Below are 17,173 nucleotides of genomic sequence, written 5' to 3' on the forward strand. Positions count from 1 at the left end.
AAGACGGCTACGAAACGAGCCGTCTTTATTCATTAATGTTTAAAATGTCTTACTCCTGTTGTAACCATGGCAATACCAGCCTTGTTCGCCACATCGATGGAGTCTTGATCGCGAATAGATCCCCCTGGATGAATGATTGCTGTAATTCCAGCTTTGATTGCTTCTTCTACTGTATCTGGCATTGGGAAGAAAGCATCCGAAGCCATTACCGCACCTTTCGCTTTTTCACCAGCTTGCTCTAATGCGATTTTCGCAGCTCCAACACGGTTCATTTGACCTGCACCGATTCCTAATGTCATTTGTTTATTGTTTACGACAATAGCATTTGACTTCACGTGTTTCACAACGGCCCAACCAAGTTTTAAAGCTTCCCATTCTTCATCCGTTGGTTCACGGTCTGTTACAACTTTTATATCGGCATCGTCAAAGCCATATGTATCGTCTTCTTGGACGAGTAAACCACCTTCAACGGAAACAACTTTGAACGAATCTTGTTTTTCTTGAGAGAAATTGATTGTAAGCAAGCGAATGTTTTTCTTTTTCGTTAAAATTTCTAATGCTTCTTCTGTAAATGAAGGTGCAATGATAATTTCTAAGAAGATATTGCTTAATTTTTCTGCAGTAGGTGCTTCTACTTCACGGTTTAACGCAATGATTCCACCAAAAATTGAAACTGGATCTGCTTCATAAGCTTTGTCAAATGCTTCTTCAATCGTGCTACCAGTACCAACACCACATGGGTTCATATGTTTTACCGCTACGGCAGCTGGTATTTTAAATTCTTTTACAATTTGAAGAGCTGCATTCCCATCTTGAATATTATTAAAGGATAATTCTTTTCCATGTAATTGAGTAGCATAGGCAAGAGAAAAATCTGAACCTAAACGTTTTTTATAAAATGCAGCTTTTTGGTGAGGATTTTCACCGTATCGCAACGTTTGTTGTAATTCGTAAGTAAGTGTTAAACTTTCAGGGAATGATTCTTCTGTTAAGTAGTTTGAAATATATGCATCATAGCTTGCTGTATGGCGGAATACTTTCGCTGCAAGTTTTTTTCGCGTTTCAAAAGTAGTTGTACCGTTCGCTTTCAATTCTTCAAGAACCGTAGCATAGTCATTGCTGTCAACGATTACAGTTACATATTGATGGTTTTTCGCAGCCGCACGCAACATTGTAGGACCACCAATATCAATATTTTCAATTGCATCTTCCCAAGTGACATTTGGTTTTGAAATTGTTTCTACAAATGGATATAAGTTTACACAAACGATTTCAATTGGTTCAATTCCGTGTTCTTGCATTTGTGCTTGGTGGGAAGGATCATCAAATTTCCCTAATAGACCACCATGAATCATGGGATTTAATGTTTTTACACGTCCGTCAAGAATTTCAGGAAATTTTGTTACTTCATCTACACCAGTTACCGGTACGTTATTTTCTTGCAATAACTTTTTCGTACCACCAGTAGATAATATTTCATAACCAAGCGCAACTAATTCTTTCGCAAACTCTAAAATTCCATCTTTATTTGAAACACTAATAAGTGCACGTTTTGCCACAGTTAAAGCCTCCAGTTTATACTCTATTTTTGCAATTATTTATTTTCAAATAATTTTTTTAACGTTTTTGGATAAAGTTCATGTTCTACTTTGTGAATACGTTCTTCCGTTGCTTCTCGATTACCATCCACAACTTCTACCGCTCTTTGTGCAATAATTGGACCTGTATCCATCCCTTCATCAACATAATGAACAGTAACCCCAGTGACTTTCACGCCATGTTCCATTGCTTGTCCAATCGCATCTTTTCCAGGAAAAGCTGGTAATAGAGAAGGATGGATATTAACGATTTTATTAGGATATTCAGTAAGTAATGTGTCGCCAATTAAGCGCATATACCCAGCTAAAACAATCCATTCCACCGCTTTTCGTTTCAATATTTTTACAATTTCAGATTCATATGTAGCTTTTGAAGCATAATCTTTTGGTGAAAATGCGAAAACTGGGATGCCGAATTTCTCCGCTCTTTTAACCACATATGCATTGGGTTTATCTGTTACTACAACTTCTATGTTTGCATTTAATTCTCCACGTTCGATGGATTCTTGAATCGCTTGAAAATTCGATCCACTTCCTGATGCAAACACTGCTATTTTCGTTGTCATTGGCTCAAGCTCCCATCGTGTTTTCCATTAAATAAAACCCCTTCGCCTTTTACAACACGCCCAATTTGATACGCTTTCTCCCCGTGGGCTTCTGCAATTTGAATTATTTTATCCGCATCTTCAGGAGAAACGGAAAGAACAAATCCAATCCCCATATTAAAAACGTTGTATAAATCTCTGTCTGATAGCGAACCTTTATCCTTCAAAAATTCGAAAATTCGAAGAGTTTCCCATGATTCTAAATCAATTTCTGTTGCCAGTCCTTCTGGCATCATTCGAGGCAAGTTTTCATAAAATCCACCACCAGTAATGTGAGCCATGCCGTGAACGTCCACTTGCTTTAACATCTCAAGAACTGGTTTGGCGTAAATTTTCGTTGGTGTAAGCAAAGCATCACCAATTGGCCCCAAATCTTCATAACCTTCAATTACTTCATCATATTTATAGCCGCAATTACCAAATACGATTTTGCGAACTAAGGAATAACCATTGGAATGTACGCCGCTAGATGCAAGTCCAACAAGGACATCCCCTTCAACAATTTTTTCCCCAGTAACGACACGAGATTTTTCACAAGCCCCAACCGCAAAACCAGCTACATCATATTCATTTTCATCATACAAACCAGGCATTTCAGCAGTTTCCCCGCCGATAAGTGCAGCACCTGCCTGAACGCAGCCATCTGCAACGCCACTTACTATTTGCTCGATCTTTTCAGGGTCTGCTTTCCCAATTGCAATATAATCTAAAAAGTATAACGGTTCTGCACCTTGTGCAACGATGTCATTCACACACATCGCCACGCAGTCAATGCCAATCGTGTCATGTTTATCGGCCATAAATGCTAATTTGAGCTTAGTCCCGACACCATCTGTACCAGAAATTAGAACAGGTTCTTTTAAATTTAATGAAGATAAATCGAACATGCCACCGAAGCCACCAAACGTTCCCATGATACCATTTCGTTTTGTTCTTTCTACATGGGATTTCATGCGTTTAACAGCTTCATAACCAGCTTCAATATTGACTCCCGCTTGTTCATATGCCTTTGACATGATTCTTCCTCCTTAATGTGAAAGTTCTTTAATATGTGGTAAGACAGTGTCTGGAAAAATTTCAGTTGGATATTTTCCAGTAAAGCATGCCATGCAAAGACCTCCATTCTCATCGTCAAAAGGTCTTGAGATTGCTTCTACTAATCCGTCTGGAGATAAAAATGTTAAGGAATCTGCACCAATTGCATTACGGATTTCGTCGATTGTTTTTCCTGTTGCGATTAGCTCTTCATCTGATGAAATGTCTATTCCATAGAAGCAAGGATTCGAAAGTGGAGGAGAAGTGATTGCTACATGCACTTCCTTTGCTCCAGCTTCTTTTAACATTTTGACAATTCTACGAGAAGTTGTTCCTCGAACGATGGAATCATCCACCATGACTACTCGTTTTCCACGAACGATTTGAACGACAGGAGATAATTTCATTTTTACTCCGCGTTCACGCAATTCTTGTGTCGGTTGAATAAATGTTCTTCCCACATAACGATTTTTGATTAATCCCATTTCGTAAGGAATGCCAATTTCTTCTGCAAAACCAATTGCAGCTGAAATGGAGGAATCCGGAACACCTGTTACAACATCCGCATCAATTGAACCCATTTCTTTTGCTAATTGTTTACCCAAACGTTTACGAGCCATGTGAATGTTGACATAATCAATATTTGAGTCAGGACGTGCAAAATAAACATATTCCATTGCACACATTGCTCTTTGTTCCATTTGAGCATAGCGATCTTCTTCGATACCTTTTTCTGAAATAACAACTAATTCTCCCGGCTCCACTTCCCGTATAAACTCCGCACCAATCAAATCAAAGGCGCAAGTTTCAGACGAAGCCACCCAAGCGCCCCCTAATTTACCAATTGACAGTGGACGTAAACCATTGCGATCTCGAGCTAGGATCATTTTATCTTTCGTTAAAATAATGACGGAGAATGCACCTCTCAATAGAGAAAGAGCTTCTTTTACTTGCTCACGGAAGCGAGGCTTTTTGCTTTTTTTAATTAAATGCACAATTACTTCCGTGTCTGAAGTAGAATGAAAAATACTACCTGATCGTTCAAGATGTTGTTTCAAATGATTCGCATTGACTAAATTACCATTATGAGCCAAAGCAATCGTGCCAGTTGAGGAACGAACCAATAACGGCTGTACGTTCTCTATTCCTCCGCCGCCTGCAGTTGTATAGCGAACATGAGCAATGGCAGAAGTGCCTTTTAAACTTTTTAATTTTTCTTCATTAAATACTTCATTTACTAAGCCTTCACCTTTTACCACTTTGAAGTACTGGCCGTCAGTAGCGACGATGCCAGCACCTTCTTGACCGCGATGTTGTAAAGCATGTAAACCGTAATAGCTTAAATGAGCTGCAGCTTCATGTCCCCATATCCCAAAAACACCACATTCTTCGTTTAAGCCTCTGATTTCAGCAAGCATGGGATAGCTCCTTTCCAAGCAGAACAAAATTCTTCCACAGACCCCTCAATTAACAAGCCTGATTCGCCTTCAATTGTGATTTTCCCATCATTTGTAACAAGTCCGATTTTCTTTGCATCAGTAATCAATTCTTCAAATTGCTTCACGTTTTCTTCTTTTACTGTGACGATAAAACGAGATTGAGATTCACTGAATAAAGCAGTTACAGGTGATCCTTCTAATCTCACATGAAGTCCTAACCCTTCAGTTCCGAAAGTCTTTTCAGCTAACGCAACTGCTACGCCGCCTTCAGATACGTCATGAGCAGATTGAACAAGTCCAGCACGAATTGCAGAAAGTAATGCTTTTTGGCGCGCTGCCTCCACCTCTAAATCGATGCTTGGCGCTTTACCAAAGATTTTGCCATGAACTAATTTTTGTAGTTCTGATCCACCGAATTCTGTTTTCGTTTCACCAAGTATATAAACAACGTCACCAGCTTGTTTAACTTGTTGTGTTGTCACATGTGATAAATCTTGAATTAAACCAACCATACCAATTGTTGGAGTAGGATATACAGCTTGACCTGAATGTTCATTATAAAGGGAAACGTTGCCGCTAATAACTGGTGTTTTTAAAGCTGTACAAGCCGCAGAAATACCATCCGCACTCTTTTCTAATTGCCAGAAGATTTCTGGCTTTTCTGGATTACCAAAGTTTAAGCAGTCTGTAATTGCTAGCGGTTCGCCACCTGATGCAACAATGTTGCGAGCAGCCTCTGCCACCGCGATTTTGCCACCTGTTTCTGGATCTAAATAAATGTAGCGAGAGTTGCAGTCAGCTGTCATAGCAAGTGCTTTATTTGTACCTCTAATGCGCAATACTGCCGCATCTGAACCAGGAGTTACTACTGTATTTGTACGAACTTGATAGTCAAATTGATTGTAAACCCATTCTTTTGAAGCAATAGTCGGTGCTTGAAGTAATTGTTTCAACGTTTCTTTCAAGTCACTTACTTCAGGCTCCGCGTTTTCCATTGCTTGGAACTCGCTAAAATAAGCAGGTTCTTTAGAAGGTTTATGATAAACTGGTGCATCTTCTGCTAATGCATCAGCTGGAACTTCAGCTACAACTTCACCTTTATGAATCAGCCTCAACATTTTATCGTCTGTCACTCGGCCGATTGCAACAGCATCTAATCCGTATTTTTCGAAGATTTGTTTGATTTCTTCTTCGCGACCTTTTTTCACGACTAAAAGCATTCGTTCTTGTGATTCTGATAACATCATTTCATAGGCAGTCATGCCTGTCTCACGTTGCGGCACTAAATCTAAATTCATTTCGATACCTGAACCAGCTTTTGAAGCCATCTCTGCTGAAGAGGAAGTTAAACCTGCAGCTCCCATATCTTGTATACCAACGAGAGCATCTGATTTTACAACTTCTAAACAAGCTTCTAATAGAAGTTTTTCCATGAATGGGTCCCCAACTTGAACTGCTGGACGATTTTCTTCTGATTCTTCACTTAATTCTTCAGAAGCGAACGTCGCACCGTGGATACCGTCACGCCCTGTTTTAGCACCCACATACATGACAGTATTACCTACACCTTTAGCCACACCTTTTTGAATATCTTTATGGTCAATTAAACCAACACACATAGCATTTACTAAAGGATTTCCTTCATAGCAAGGGTCAAATTGAACTTCTCCACCAACAGTTGGGATACCGATGCAGTTTCCGTATCCAGCGATTCCTGCCACTACTTCTTCAAATAAGTATTTCACTCGAGGCGACTTTAATTCACCGAAACGTAAAGAGTTTAACAGTGCAATTGGACGAGCACCCATGGAGAACACGTCACGAATAATCCCTCCAACCCCTGTTGCTGCACCTTGGTAAGGTTCAATCGCTGAAGGGTGGTTATGAGATTCCATCTTGAATACAACTGCTTGCTCATCACCTATGTCAACAATCCCCGCACCCTCTCCAGGACCTTGTAATACGCGAGGTCCGCTTGTTGGGAATTTACGCAATACCGGTTTTGAGTTTTTATAAGAACAGTGTTCAGACCACATAACAGAGAACAAACCTGTTTCTGTCCAATTTGGAAGACGGCCTAAAATTTTCTCAACCATCGCAAACTCTTCATCACTTAACCCCATGTCACGATAAAGCTTTTGTTCCTTAATTTGTTCTGCAGTTGGTTCTAAATTAGACATGTGATTCCCTCCACTGTTTCACAATTGATTTGAATAATGCTAGTCCGTCTGCACTGCCAAGTAATGCATCCACCGCACGTTCAGGGTGTGGCATCATACCAAGAACGTTACCACGCTCATTCACAATACCTGCAATGTCTGATAGACTTCCATTTGGATTTTCACCTGAATAAGTGAAAACGATTTGATTCTTTTCTTGTAATTTTTTTAATGTTTCCTCATCACAGAAATAGTTTCCTTCACCATGAGCGATTGGAATATTAATGATTTGCCCTTGCTCATATTGATTTGTAAATAGCGTATTGTTATTTTCAACTTTTAATTGAACTGTTCGGCAAATGAATTTTAAGTTTTGGTTGCGAAGTAAAACCCCTGGTAGCAAACCCGCTTCCGTTAAAATTTGGAATCCGTTGCAAACTCCTAAAACTGGTTTTCCTTCTTCTGCTGCCTTTTTCACTGCTTTCATAACATTTGATTGACTTGCCATGGCTCCACAACGGAGATAATCCCCGTATGAGAATCCTCCAGGAATTAAAATCGCATCAAATTTACTTAAATCTGTTGCATCGTGCCAAACATATTCTACTTCTTCACCTAGTTCGTCCTTTATTGCATGATACATGTCGATATCACAGTTCGACCCTGGGAATACGAGTACAGCAAATTTCATGATTAATTAGCCTCCTCGACTTCAAAGCGATAATCCTCAATCACAGTGTTTGCCAGCAGCTTTTCACACATTTCTTTTACCAATGCGTCAATATCACGTTCAGTATCTGAAATTAATACTTCTAAATATTTACCGATACGTACGTCCTCAACTTCTTTATATCCCATATTTACTAAAGATCCTTTTACTGCAGAGCCTTGTGGGTCTAATACACTTTCACGTAACGTAACGTAAATTTTAACTTTTTTCATATCACTTTCCTCCAAGTCTAGAAAGAATAATGTTATAAACATCTGTTAAACTACCAAGATCACGTCTAAATACGTCTTTATCCAGCTTTTCATTCGTTTCCGCATCCCAGAGTCGGCAAGTATCTGGAGAGATTTCATCCGCAAGCAAGATGTTGCCTTCTTTATCACGACCGAATTCCAATTTAAAATCAACTAATACGACATCGATTTCTTCAAATATTTTCCTCAATGCTTCATTCACTTTAAATGCATTGTTAGTAATCGTTTCAACTTCTTCTTTTGATGCAATCCCAAGTATGTCAATATGTTCATTGTTAATCAAAGGATCTTTTAATGCGTCATTTTTATAGTAAAACTCAACAATCGGACGCTTTAACTTTGTTCCTTCTTCAATGCCAAGCCTTTCAGCGAAGCTACCTGCTGATATATTGCGAACAACCACTTCAAGGGGGATGATATCCACTTTTTTTACTAGTTGTTCGTGTTCAGATACACTCTTAATAAAGTGAGATTCGATACCATGCTGTTTTAATTTTTCAAAAATCAGGGTAGAAATTTTATTATTTAATATTCCTTTCCCCTCAATTTCTGCTTTCTTCAGCCCGTTAAAGGCTGTCGCACTGTTTTTATACTCAACAAACAAAACATCTTCCACATCTGTTGCATATAAGCGTTTCGCTTTTCCTTCGTATAACAGCGCACCTTTTTCCATAACCGTTCCCCCAATAATTTAAATTTTTCAATGGCTTCGCTTTTTACTTTACCGATTAATCATTTATTCCTAAACGTTCAAAAATCAAATCAACATTTTTCAAATGCCAGTTGTAATCGAAACAATCATCAATTTCTTCTTTAGATAAAAGTGAACTGATTTTTTCATCTGCTTCAACAAGCGGACGGAAATGTCTTTGTTCATCCCAAGCTTTTGCCGTTAATGGTTGAACAGTATCATAAGCTTCTTCGCGAGATAATCCTTTATCGATTAATGCTAGAAGAATACGCTGTGAATAAATTAGTCCGAACGTAGCGTCCATATTGCGTTTCATGTTTTCTGGGAAAACGGTTAAGTTTTTCACGATATTGCTGAAACGGTTCAACATATAGTTAAGTGCTATCGTTGTATCAGGAATAATGATACGTTCTGCTGATGAATGAGAAATATCACGCTCATGCCATAAAGAAACATTTTCGTAAGCTGTGATCACATGTCCACGTACTACACGAGCAATTCCAGCCATGTTTTCTGAACCGATTGGATTGCGTTTATGCGGCATTGCTGATGAACCTTTTTGTCCTTTTGCAAATCCTTCTTCAACTTCTCGAGTTTCGGATTTTTGCAATCCTCGAATTTCCGTTGCGAATTTCTCAATGGAAGTTGCAATTAGAGCTAATGCTGCAATGTATTCTGCATGGCGATCACGTTGCAATGTTTGAGTTGAAATTGGTGCTGGCGTTAGACCTAATTTTTCACAAACGTATTGCTCTACAAATGGATCGATGTTGGCGTATGTTCCAACAGCTCCTGAAATTTTACCCGTCTCAATCGTTTTTGCTGCTCTTTCAAATCGTTCTAGATTGCGTAACATTTCTTCACGCCATAAGGCAAGTTTTAATCCAAATGTTGTCGGTTCTGCGTGTACTCCATGAGTGCGCCCCATCATCACCGTATATTTATGTTCTTTTGCCTTGGCTGTTAATACATCAATAAATTTTTGAATGTCTTTTCGTAGAATGTTGTTTGCTTGTTTAATTAAATAAGAGAGGGCAGTATCTACAACATCTGTTGAAGTCAGTCCGTAATGAACCCATTTTCTTTCTTCCCCAAGCGTCTCAGAAACAGCGCGAGTAAATGCTACTACATCATGTTTCGTTGTTTGTTCAATTTCGTAAATACGGTTAATATCAAATGAAGCGTTTTGACGCAATTTCACTACGTCCTCTTTTGGAATAACTCCAAGTTCAGCCCATGCTTCACACGCTAAAATCTCAACTTCAAGCCAAGCTTTAAATTTATTTTCTTCAGTCCAAATTGCTCCCATTTCTGGACGAGTATAACGTTCAATCATTTTCAAATCTCCTTTTCCTCATTCTGACCAAATGCCAGAAGTTTCAATTTCTATTAGTGTTTCTTCGATGTTATCAGTTAGTATTGTTACATGTCCCATTTTTCGGTTAACTTTTGCCTCTTTCTTTCCATAGAGGTGAATCGACCAATGTGGATATTTAGTAATGGAATTGGAAAGCGGCGCTACATGCTGCCCTAATACGTTTACCATCACTACTGGAGAATGTAGTTTTGGTTCACGCAATGGCCATCCTGCAACAGCACGGATATGTTGCGCGAATTGAGAAATGTTGCATGCTTCAATGGAATAATGACCGGAATTATGCGGTCTTGGTGCTAGTTCATTAATGATAATTTGTCCATCCTTTAACACGAACATTTCAACTGCTAGTGTTCCAATTAATTGCAAATGTTCAGCGATTTTTCGTGCTGCTTCTTCCGCTAATTGTTTTGTTTCTGAAGAAATTCGAGCAGGCACAATTGTTTCATGTAAAATGTGGTTAACATGAACATTTTCGCCAACTGGTAAACAATAAGTTTCTCCATTTCCATTCCTTTGGATAATGACGGAAATTTCCTTCTCAAATGGAATAAATCCTTCCACAATACATTGTGAGTGATCAAATAAATTTTTAGCTAATGGCAAGTCTTCTTTTGATAGAAGCTTTTGTTGACCTTTTCCGTCATAACCAAAACGGGCAGTTTTCACAATGCTCGGAAAACCAATTTGATCTATTTTTTCAACAAGTTCTTCATAGCTCTCGCAAACAATATACGGTGCAACAGGGCAACCGGCATTTACAATAGCTTCCTTTTCCGTTACTCGATTTTGAGTAATGCGAATAATTTCCGCGCCTTGAGGAACGTAGGCAATCTCTGTTAATCGTTTTAGTCCTTCATAATCTATATTTTCAAACTCAAAAGTGATGACATCACTTATTTCCGCTAATTCTTCAAGTGCAGCTTCATCATCATACGGAGCTACAATTTGTATATCTGCAACTTGACCACATGGTGAATCCATTGTCGGATCAAGAACTGCAATTTTGAAACCTGCTTCTCTTGCACTGAGAGCCATCATTCGTCCTAACTGTCCACCCCCGATGATGCCAATCGTTTGACCGGGGTATATTGTTTTTGTCACTTCAAGTCACCTGAACTTTCTAATACTTTTTGTTTTAATTGTTCACGTCTTGCTTCCAGTTTTTCTGCTATTTGTTTATCTGTAATGGATAAAATTTGTGCTGCTAAGAGTCCAGCATTTGTGGCACCTGCTTTGCCAATAGCAACTGTCGCTACAGGAACACCACCAGGCATTTGCACAATGGAAAGCAATGAATCAAGTCCATTTAAAGCTTTTGATTGTACAGGTACACCGATGACTGGCAAAGTTGTTTTACTTGCAACCATCCCCGGTAAGTGAGCTGCTCCTCCCGCTCCGGCAATAATGACTTCAATACCACGTGAACGGGCAGTTTCGGCATATTCAAACATCAAATCAGGAGTTCGATGAGCTGATACAACTTTCTTTTCGTATGGCACTTCTAACTCGTCTAATATGTCACAAACATGTTTCATCGTATCCCAATCACTGGAACTTCCCATTATGACTCCGATTTTAGGATTCATTAATAACGCTCCTTTTTAAGTTAACAATGTATTTACATGTATTCGTAAAAAAATCCTCAAATAGCCCGCCTTCGCTACACGGTAGAAAGCAGAGTACTTGAGGACATAGCAAAACAGAAGGTTGAGGTAATTTATTTCCAACCTACCGAATCATCCAAAAGTTGCTTTCCCGCATAGTCCGACATTTACGGTGTCGGGTAGAGACACTAGAGCCATATTCTCTAGCATATATGAGGGAGTTTTCCTCTGTTCATTGTAGCAAGGGTGAAGAAGAAAATCAATCAAAAAATGCGAACGATTATAAAATACCACTATTTAATGTTCGTGTTTTTCTCGTTTTTTGTTTTTTCTTCAAGTAATTCCGCCTTAAATTTAACTTTTTGACGAAAATACGTAATCTCACCATTAATATATTGAAAAACTGGCTCCTCTTTTCGAACAATTGGCTTATACCCCATTTGTTCTATTCTTGTTATACATTGTTCAGGCGTTTCATTTTCTTCCATTTCCACCCAGATTGTTTTTTTAACCAAATAATTCATCCTTTCATGAAAAACATTTTATTCTCCTATTATACATAAAGAAAAATAATGAATTATATGGAAGATTCAATAACTAATTAGTAAATTCTTATTATTTTCGTGTGTAATTCTTTAATTAATATTATTTGTAAAAACTGATGCTATTTATGGAACATAAGAATTTATTTTTTGATTAATGCCCGAGTATTAAGTGGATCTTAAGTTTGAAGGATAAATTACTGATGTAGCGAATACTAAAACTGAAGGTTTAATTAAAAATCGGGAGAGTGAATATGATAATTCTTTTTGATTTAATATTGCCCGAATTGCATGGTTTTGATGTACTAAAACAGATACATACGATACATACATCCGAACAATTGACATAGACATGAAGGATATTATGATAAACTTAATCATTCAATAAAAAACTGGGTAAAGAGAGGTTATGTTTATGATTAAACCAAAATTATTAAAACCGGGGGATACTGTAGGAATCATATCTACTTCATCTCCAGTTGCAGCAGCTTGCCCTAATAGATTTCAAAGAGGAATTTCTGAATTAGAGAGTATGGGTTTTAAGGTGAAAATAGGGAAAAATGCTTTGAAACGCATTGGACATTTAGCAGGAACCGTTGAAGAAAGGTTAGAGGATTTACATGAAATGTTTCAAGATCACGAAGTAAAAGCTATTATTAATACAATAGGTGGTTACAATTCGCACCAACTATTAGAATACATTGATTATAATCTTATAAAGCAAAATCCAAAAATAATATTGGGTTATAGTGATTTCACTGCTATTCTATTAGCTATTCATAAAAAATCTGAACTAATAACCTTTATGGGACCCGCACTATTACCTCAATTTGGTGAATATGGTGGAATGTTAGAATACACAAAGAAAATATTTAAAGACGTTTTAATGACCCAAAATGATGAAATACGCATTCCTCCTAGTAAATATTGGACAAGCGAATTTTTAGCTTGGGATATAGAGGATAATCGACCACGACAACTTACTAAAAATGAAGGACCTCTTATTATTAAAGAAGGAAGAGCAAGGGGAAGTATCTTAGCTGGCAATATGGGGACAATGTTACTATTAGCAGGAACAGAGTTTCTTCCAACCTTTGATAACAAAATACTATTTTTAGAAGAAGATGAACAAGAAAATCCTGGTACTATCGATCGCTATTTAACTCAGTTACGGCATATGGGGGTTTTTGAAAAAATTAATGGAATAGTGGTCGGACGTTTTCATCCAAAAGTAGAATTTTCACAAGATTATACATTTATAGATATCATTTGCCAGGCTACTAAAGGATATGATTTTCCAATTGTGTATAATGTTGATTTTGGACACACGGATCCAATGATGACAATTCCAAACGGTATTGATGTAGAAGTTGAAGCGTCTAACAATAATGTCAATATTTTATTTTGTGAAAACTCAGTACAATAGAGTTGGAAGAAGTTGTTAACTCCCGTCCACGTTCCGTCTCCTCCAAATAATTGTTTTGCTTTCGTTTTAATTGCCACTTCTCTATCCGCCGATCGGACTTTCAGTCCTTGGTAGTAAGGAGCTCAATTTTTGCAATAAAAAAAGCACCACTATTGTGGTGCCTTCTGCTAAGCGCTCGTCTATCTCTCACAAGGGGACCCCTTAACTACCATCGGCGCTAACTCCGAAGCACGTTGACCAGCGAATTTCTGTGTCAGCTTCGGCAGTCCGGTGCTCACGTACATAGTACGCTCCGCTCCGGGCTGCCTCGCTTCCTTGAACTTCTTGGTCCCCGTGCTTCTCGTCTCCTTCAAATATTTATTTTACTTTTGTTTAGCATGTGGTTTCTGTATCGCGCCGATCGGACTTTCAGTCCTTGTTAGTAAGGGGCTTCAATTTTTGCAATAAAAAAAGCACCATTATTGTGGTGCCTTCTGCGAAGCGACGTCCTACTCTCACAAGGGGAAGCCCCTTACTACCATCGGCGCTGAAGAGCTTAACTTCCGTGTTCGGTATGGGAACGGGTGTGACCTCTTCGCCATCGTCACTTCACTATATGAGAGGTTGTTCTCTCAAAACTGGATAACGACATTGAAATGATTGGTTAAGTCCTCGATCGATTAGTATCCGTCAGCTCCACACGTCACCGTGCTTCCACCTCGGACCTATCTACCTCATCGTCTTTGAGGGATCTTACTTGCTTATGCAATGGGAAATCTCATCTTGAGGGGGGCTTCATGCTTAGATGCTTTCAGCACTTATCCCGTCCACACATAGCTACCCAGCGGTGCCTTTGGCAAGACAACTGGTACACCAGCGGTGTGTCCATCCCGGTCCTCTCGTACTAAGGACAGCTCCTCTCAAATTTCCTACGCCCACGACGGATAGGGACCGAACTGTCTCACGACGTTCTGAACCCAGCTCGCGTACCGCTTTAATGGGCGAACAGCCCAACCCTTGGGACCGACTACAGCCCCAGGATGCGATGAGCCGACATCGAGGTGCCAAACCTCCCCGTCGATGTGGACTCTTGGGGGAGATAAGCCTGTTATCCCCGGGGTAGCTTTTATCCGTTGAGCGATGGCCCTTCCATGCGGAACCACCGGATCACTAAGCCCGTCTTTCGACCCTGCTCGACTTGTAGGTCTCGCAGTCAAGCTCCCTTATGCCTTTACACTCTGCGAATGATTTCCAACCATTCTGAGGGAACCTTTGGGCGCCTCCGTTACCTTTTAGGAGGCGACCGCCCCAGTCAAACTGTCCACCTGACACTGTCTCCCAAGCCGATCAGGCTTGCGGGTTAGAATTTCAGTACAACCAGGGTAGTATCCCAAGGGCGCCTCCAGGGAAGCTGGCGCTCCCCCTTCTACGGCTCCTACCTATCCTGTACAAGTTGCACCGAAATTCAATATCAGGTTACAGTAAAGCTCCACGGGGTCTTTCCGTCCTGTCGCGGGTAACCTGCATCTTCACAGGTACTATAATTTCACCGAGTCTCTCGTTGAGACAGTGCCCAGATCGTTACGCCTTTCGTGCGGGTCGGAACTTACCCGACAAGGAATTTCGCTACCTTAGGACCGTTATAGTTACGGCCGCCGTTTACTGGGGCTTCAATTCGGAGCTTCGCTTGCGCTAACTCCTCCTCTTAACCTTCCAGCACCGGGCAGGCGTCAGCCCCTATACTTCACCTTACGGTTTTGCAGAGACCTGTGTTTTTGCTAAACAGTCGCCTGGGCCTATTCACTGCGGCTCATCAGGGCTTGCACCCCAATGAGCACCCCTTCTCCCGAAGTTACGGGGTCATTTTGCCGAGTTCCTTAACGAGAGTTCTCTCGCTCACCTTAGGATTCTCTCCTCGACTACCTGTGTCGGTTTGCGGTACGGGCACCTCCCGCCTCGCTAGAGGCTTTTCTTGGCAGTGTGAAATCAGGAACTTCGCGCATAACGCGCTCCCCATCACAGCTCGGCGTATTAGGAAGCGGATTTGCCTACTTCCACGCCTTGCTGCTTGGACACGCTCGACCAACGGCGTGCATTCCCTATCCTCCTGCGTCCCCCCATCACTCAAACGGCGGGGAGGTGGTACAGGAATATCAACCTGTTGTCCATCGTCTACGCCTTTCGGCCTCGACTTAGGTCCCGACTAACCCTGAGCGGACGAGCCTTCCTCAGGAAACCTTAGTCATTCGGTGGATGGGATTCTCACCCATCTTTCGCTACTCATACCGGCATTCTCACTTCTAAGCGCTCCACCAGTCCTTCCGGTCTGACTTCGACGCACTTAGAACGCTCTCCTACCACTCGTGCAACGCACGAATCCACAGCTTCGGTGAATCGTTTAGCCCCGTTACATTTTCGGCGCAGCGTCACTCGACCAGTGAGCTATTACGCACTCTTTAAATGATGGCTGCTTCTAAGCCAACATCCTGGTTGTCTAAGCAACGCCACATCCTTTTCCACTTAACGATTACTTTGGGACCTTAGCTGGTGGTCTGGGCTGTTTCCCTTTTGACCACGGATCTTATCACTCGTAGTCTGACTCCCGTGTATAAATAGCTGGCATTCGGAGTTTGTCTGAATTCGGTAACCCGAGGTGGGCCCCTAGTCCAAACAGTGCTCTACCTCCAGTATTCTTCACACGAGGCTAGCCCTAAAGCTATTTCGGAGAGAACCAGCTATCTCCAAGTTCGATTGGAATTTCTCCGCTACCCACACCTCATCCCCGCACTTTTCAACGTGCGTGGGTTCGGGCCTCCAGTGAGTGTTACCTCACCTTCACCCTGGACATGGGTAGATCACCTGGTTTCGGGTCTACGACCACGTACTCATAACGCCCTATTCAGACTCGCTTTCGCTGCGGCTCCGCATTTTCTGCTTAACCTTGCACGTAATCGTAACTCGCCGGTTCATTCTACAAAAGGCACGCCATCACCCGTTAACGGGCTCTGACTACTTGTAGGCACACGGTTTCAGGTTCTCTTTCACTCCCCTCCCGGGGTGCTTTTCACCTTTCCCTCACGGTACTGGTTCACTATCGGTCACTAGGGAGTATTTAGCCTTGGGAGATGGTCCTCCCGGATTCCGACGGAATTTCACGTGTTCCGCCGTACTCAGGATCCACTCAGGAGAGGATGGATTTTCGACTACAGGGCTTTTACCTTCTCTGGCCGTCCTTTCCAGAACGGTTCATCTAACCCATCCTTTTGTAACTCCGTATAGAGTGTCCTACAACCCCAAGAGGCAAGCCTCTTGGTTTGGGCTGTTCCCGTTTCGCTCGCCGCTACTCAGGGAATCGATTTTTCTTTCTTCTCCTCCAGGTACTTAGATGTTTCAGTTCCCTGGGTGTGCCTTCTTAACGCTATGGATTCACGTTAAGATACTGTTCCATTACGAACAGTGGGTTCCCCCATTCGGAAATCTCCGGATCAAAGCTTACTTACAGCTCCCCGAAGCATATCGGTGTTAGTCCCGTCCTTCATCGGCTCCTAGTGCCAAGGCATCCACCGTGCGCCCTTAACAACTTAACCTTTTCGGTTTTCGATACGCTGCGCAATACTTCGTCAATTTCGCTCGTTCAAATCCTCATGTACGCATATAGTACACTCCGGTTCTCACTCGCTCATTTCCTTGTCTTGCTTGCGTCTCGCAACCCTTATGGCTTTTAATCCACGTCGCA

13 protein-coding genes, 2 rRNA genes and 1 riboswitch are annotated in these 17,173 nt (G+C 41.0%); of the genes, 1 reads left to right on the top strand and 14 read right to left on the bottom strand.

Features of this window, described 5'->3' with window-relative positions:
- Positions 1–32 precede the first annotated feature (32 nt).
- The 12 genes from purH to UtA1_RS00930 form a co-directional block, all read right to left on the bottom strand.
- Positions 33–1,559, bottom strand: a complete 1,527-nt coding sequence (purH, locus tag UtA1_RS00875; protein ID WP_096549747.1) for a bifunctional phosphoribosylaminoimidazolecarboxamide formyltransferase/IMP cyclohydrolase — start codon at positions 1,557–1,559, stop codon at positions 33–35.
- A 35-nt stretch (positions 1,560–1,594) separates the two neighbouring features.
- Positions 1,595–2,164: a phosphoribosylglycinamide formyltransferase gene (gene purN / locus UtA1_RS00880; protein ID WP_096549748.1), complete on the bottom strand. Its 570-nt coding sequence runs from the start codon at positions 2,162–2,164 to the stop codon at positions 1,595–1,597.
- A complete protein-coding gene (gene purM, locus UtA1_RS00885; RefSeq protein ID WP_096549749.1) occupies positions 2,161–3,219 on the bottom strand; it encodes a phosphoribosylformylglycinamidine cyclo-ligase in 1,059 nt (352 codons plus the stop codon). The genes purN and purM overlap by 4 nt, the downstream gene beginning before the upstream one ends.
- Positions 3,220–3,231: 12 nt before the next feature.
- Complete coding sequence (purF, locus tag UtA1_RS00890; RefSeq protein WP_096549750.1) at positions 3,232–4,656, bottom strand: amidophosphoribosyltransferase; 1,425 nt, start codon at positions 4,654–4,656, stop codon at positions 3,232–3,234.
- Positions 4,632–6,857 (bottom strand): phosphoribosylformylglycinamidine synthase subunit PurL, encoded by a 2,226-nt coding sequence (gene purL, locus UtA1_RS00895; RefSeq protein WP_096549751.1) that lies wholly within the window; start codon positions 6,855–6,857, stop codon positions 4,632–4,634. Before purL ends, purF begins: the two co-directional genes overlap by 25 nt.
- Entirely contained in the window at positions 6,850–7,527 is a 678-nt protein-coding gene (gene purQ, locus UtA1_RS00900) for a phosphoribosylformylglycinamidine synthase subunit PurQ (RefSeq protein ID WP_016838766.1), read from the bottom strand. The genes purL and purQ overlap by 8 nt, the downstream gene beginning before the upstream one ends.
- 2 nt (positions 7,528–7,529) lie before the next feature.
- The gene (gene purS / locus UtA1_RS00905) at positions 7,530–7,778 is read right to left on the bottom strand and encodes a phosphoribosylformylglycinamidine synthase subunit PurS (protein WP_016838767.1); all 249 of its coding nucleotides are present in this window, start codon (positions 7,776–7,778) and stop codon (positions 7,530–7,532) included.
- A 1-nt stretch (position 7,779) separates the two neighbouring features.
- Positions 7,780–8,490, bottom strand: coding sequence for a phosphoribosylaminoimidazolesuccinocarboxamide synthase (purC, locus tag UtA1_RS00910; protein WP_016838768.1), 711 nt, complete (start codon positions 8,488–8,490; stop codon positions 7,780–7,782).
- 55 nt (positions 8,491–8,545) lie between these two features.
- Positions 8,546–9,844 carry an adenylosuccinate lyase gene (purB, locus tag UtA1_RS00915; protein WP_096549752.1) on the bottom strand — a complete coding sequence of 433 codons (1,299 nt, stop codon included), beginning with the start codon at positions 9,842–9,844 and terminating at the stop codon, positions 8,546–8,548.
- A gap of 18 nt (positions 9,845–9,862) precedes the next feature.
- Entirely contained in the window at positions 9,863–10,987 is a 1,125-nt protein-coding gene (purK, locus tag UtA1_RS00920) for a 5-(carboxyamino)imidazole ribonucleotide synthase (RefSeq protein WP_096549753.1), read from the bottom strand.
- Entirely contained in the window at positions 10,984–11,472 is a 489-nt protein-coding gene (gene purE, locus UtA1_RS00925) for a 5-(carboxyamino)imidazole ribonucleotide mutase (RefSeq protein ID WP_096549754.1), read from the bottom strand. The genes purK and purE overlap by 4 nt, the downstream gene beginning before the upstream one ends.
- A gap of 154 nt (positions 11,473–11,626) precedes the next feature.
- Positions 11,627–11,726, bottom strand: a riboswitch (purine riboswitch).
- A gap of 57 nt (positions 11,727–11,783) precedes the next feature.
- The gene (locus UtA1_RS00930; RefSeq protein ID WP_096549755.1) at positions 11,784–12,005 is read right to left on the bottom strand and encodes an NETI motif-containing protein; all 222 of its coding nucleotides are present in this window, start codon (positions 12,003–12,005) and stop codon (positions 11,784–11,786) included.
- Between the two features lie 442 nt (positions 12,006–12,447).
- On the opposite strand from UtA1_RS00930, the gene UtA1_RS00935 reads away from it, so the two are divergent.
- Positions 12,448–13,458 (top strand): S66 peptidase family protein, encoded by a 1,011-nt coding sequence (locus tag UtA1_RS00935; protein WP_016838773.1) that lies wholly within the window; start codon positions 12,448–12,450, stop codon positions 13,456–13,458.
- 475 nt (positions 13,459–13,933) lie between these two features.
- Here UtA1_RS00935 and rrf read toward each other — a convergent pair.
- Together rrf and UtA1_RS00945 are read right to left on the bottom strand one after the other, a co-directional pair.
- Positions 13,934–14,049, bottom strand: a 5S ribosomal RNA gene (rrf, locus tag UtA1_RS00940).
- A 48-nt stretch (positions 14,050–14,097) separates the two neighbouring features.
- Positions 14,098–17,024: ribosomal RNA gene (locus UtA1_RS00945) — 23S ribosomal RNA — on the bottom strand.
- Between the last annotated feature and the right edge of the window lie 149 nt (positions 17,025–17,173).

Source organism: Ureibacillus thermosphaericus (assembly GCF_002370195.2).
Lineage (GTDB): Bacteria > Bacillota > Bacilli > Bacillales_A > Planococcaceae > Ureibacillus > Ureibacillus thermosphaericus.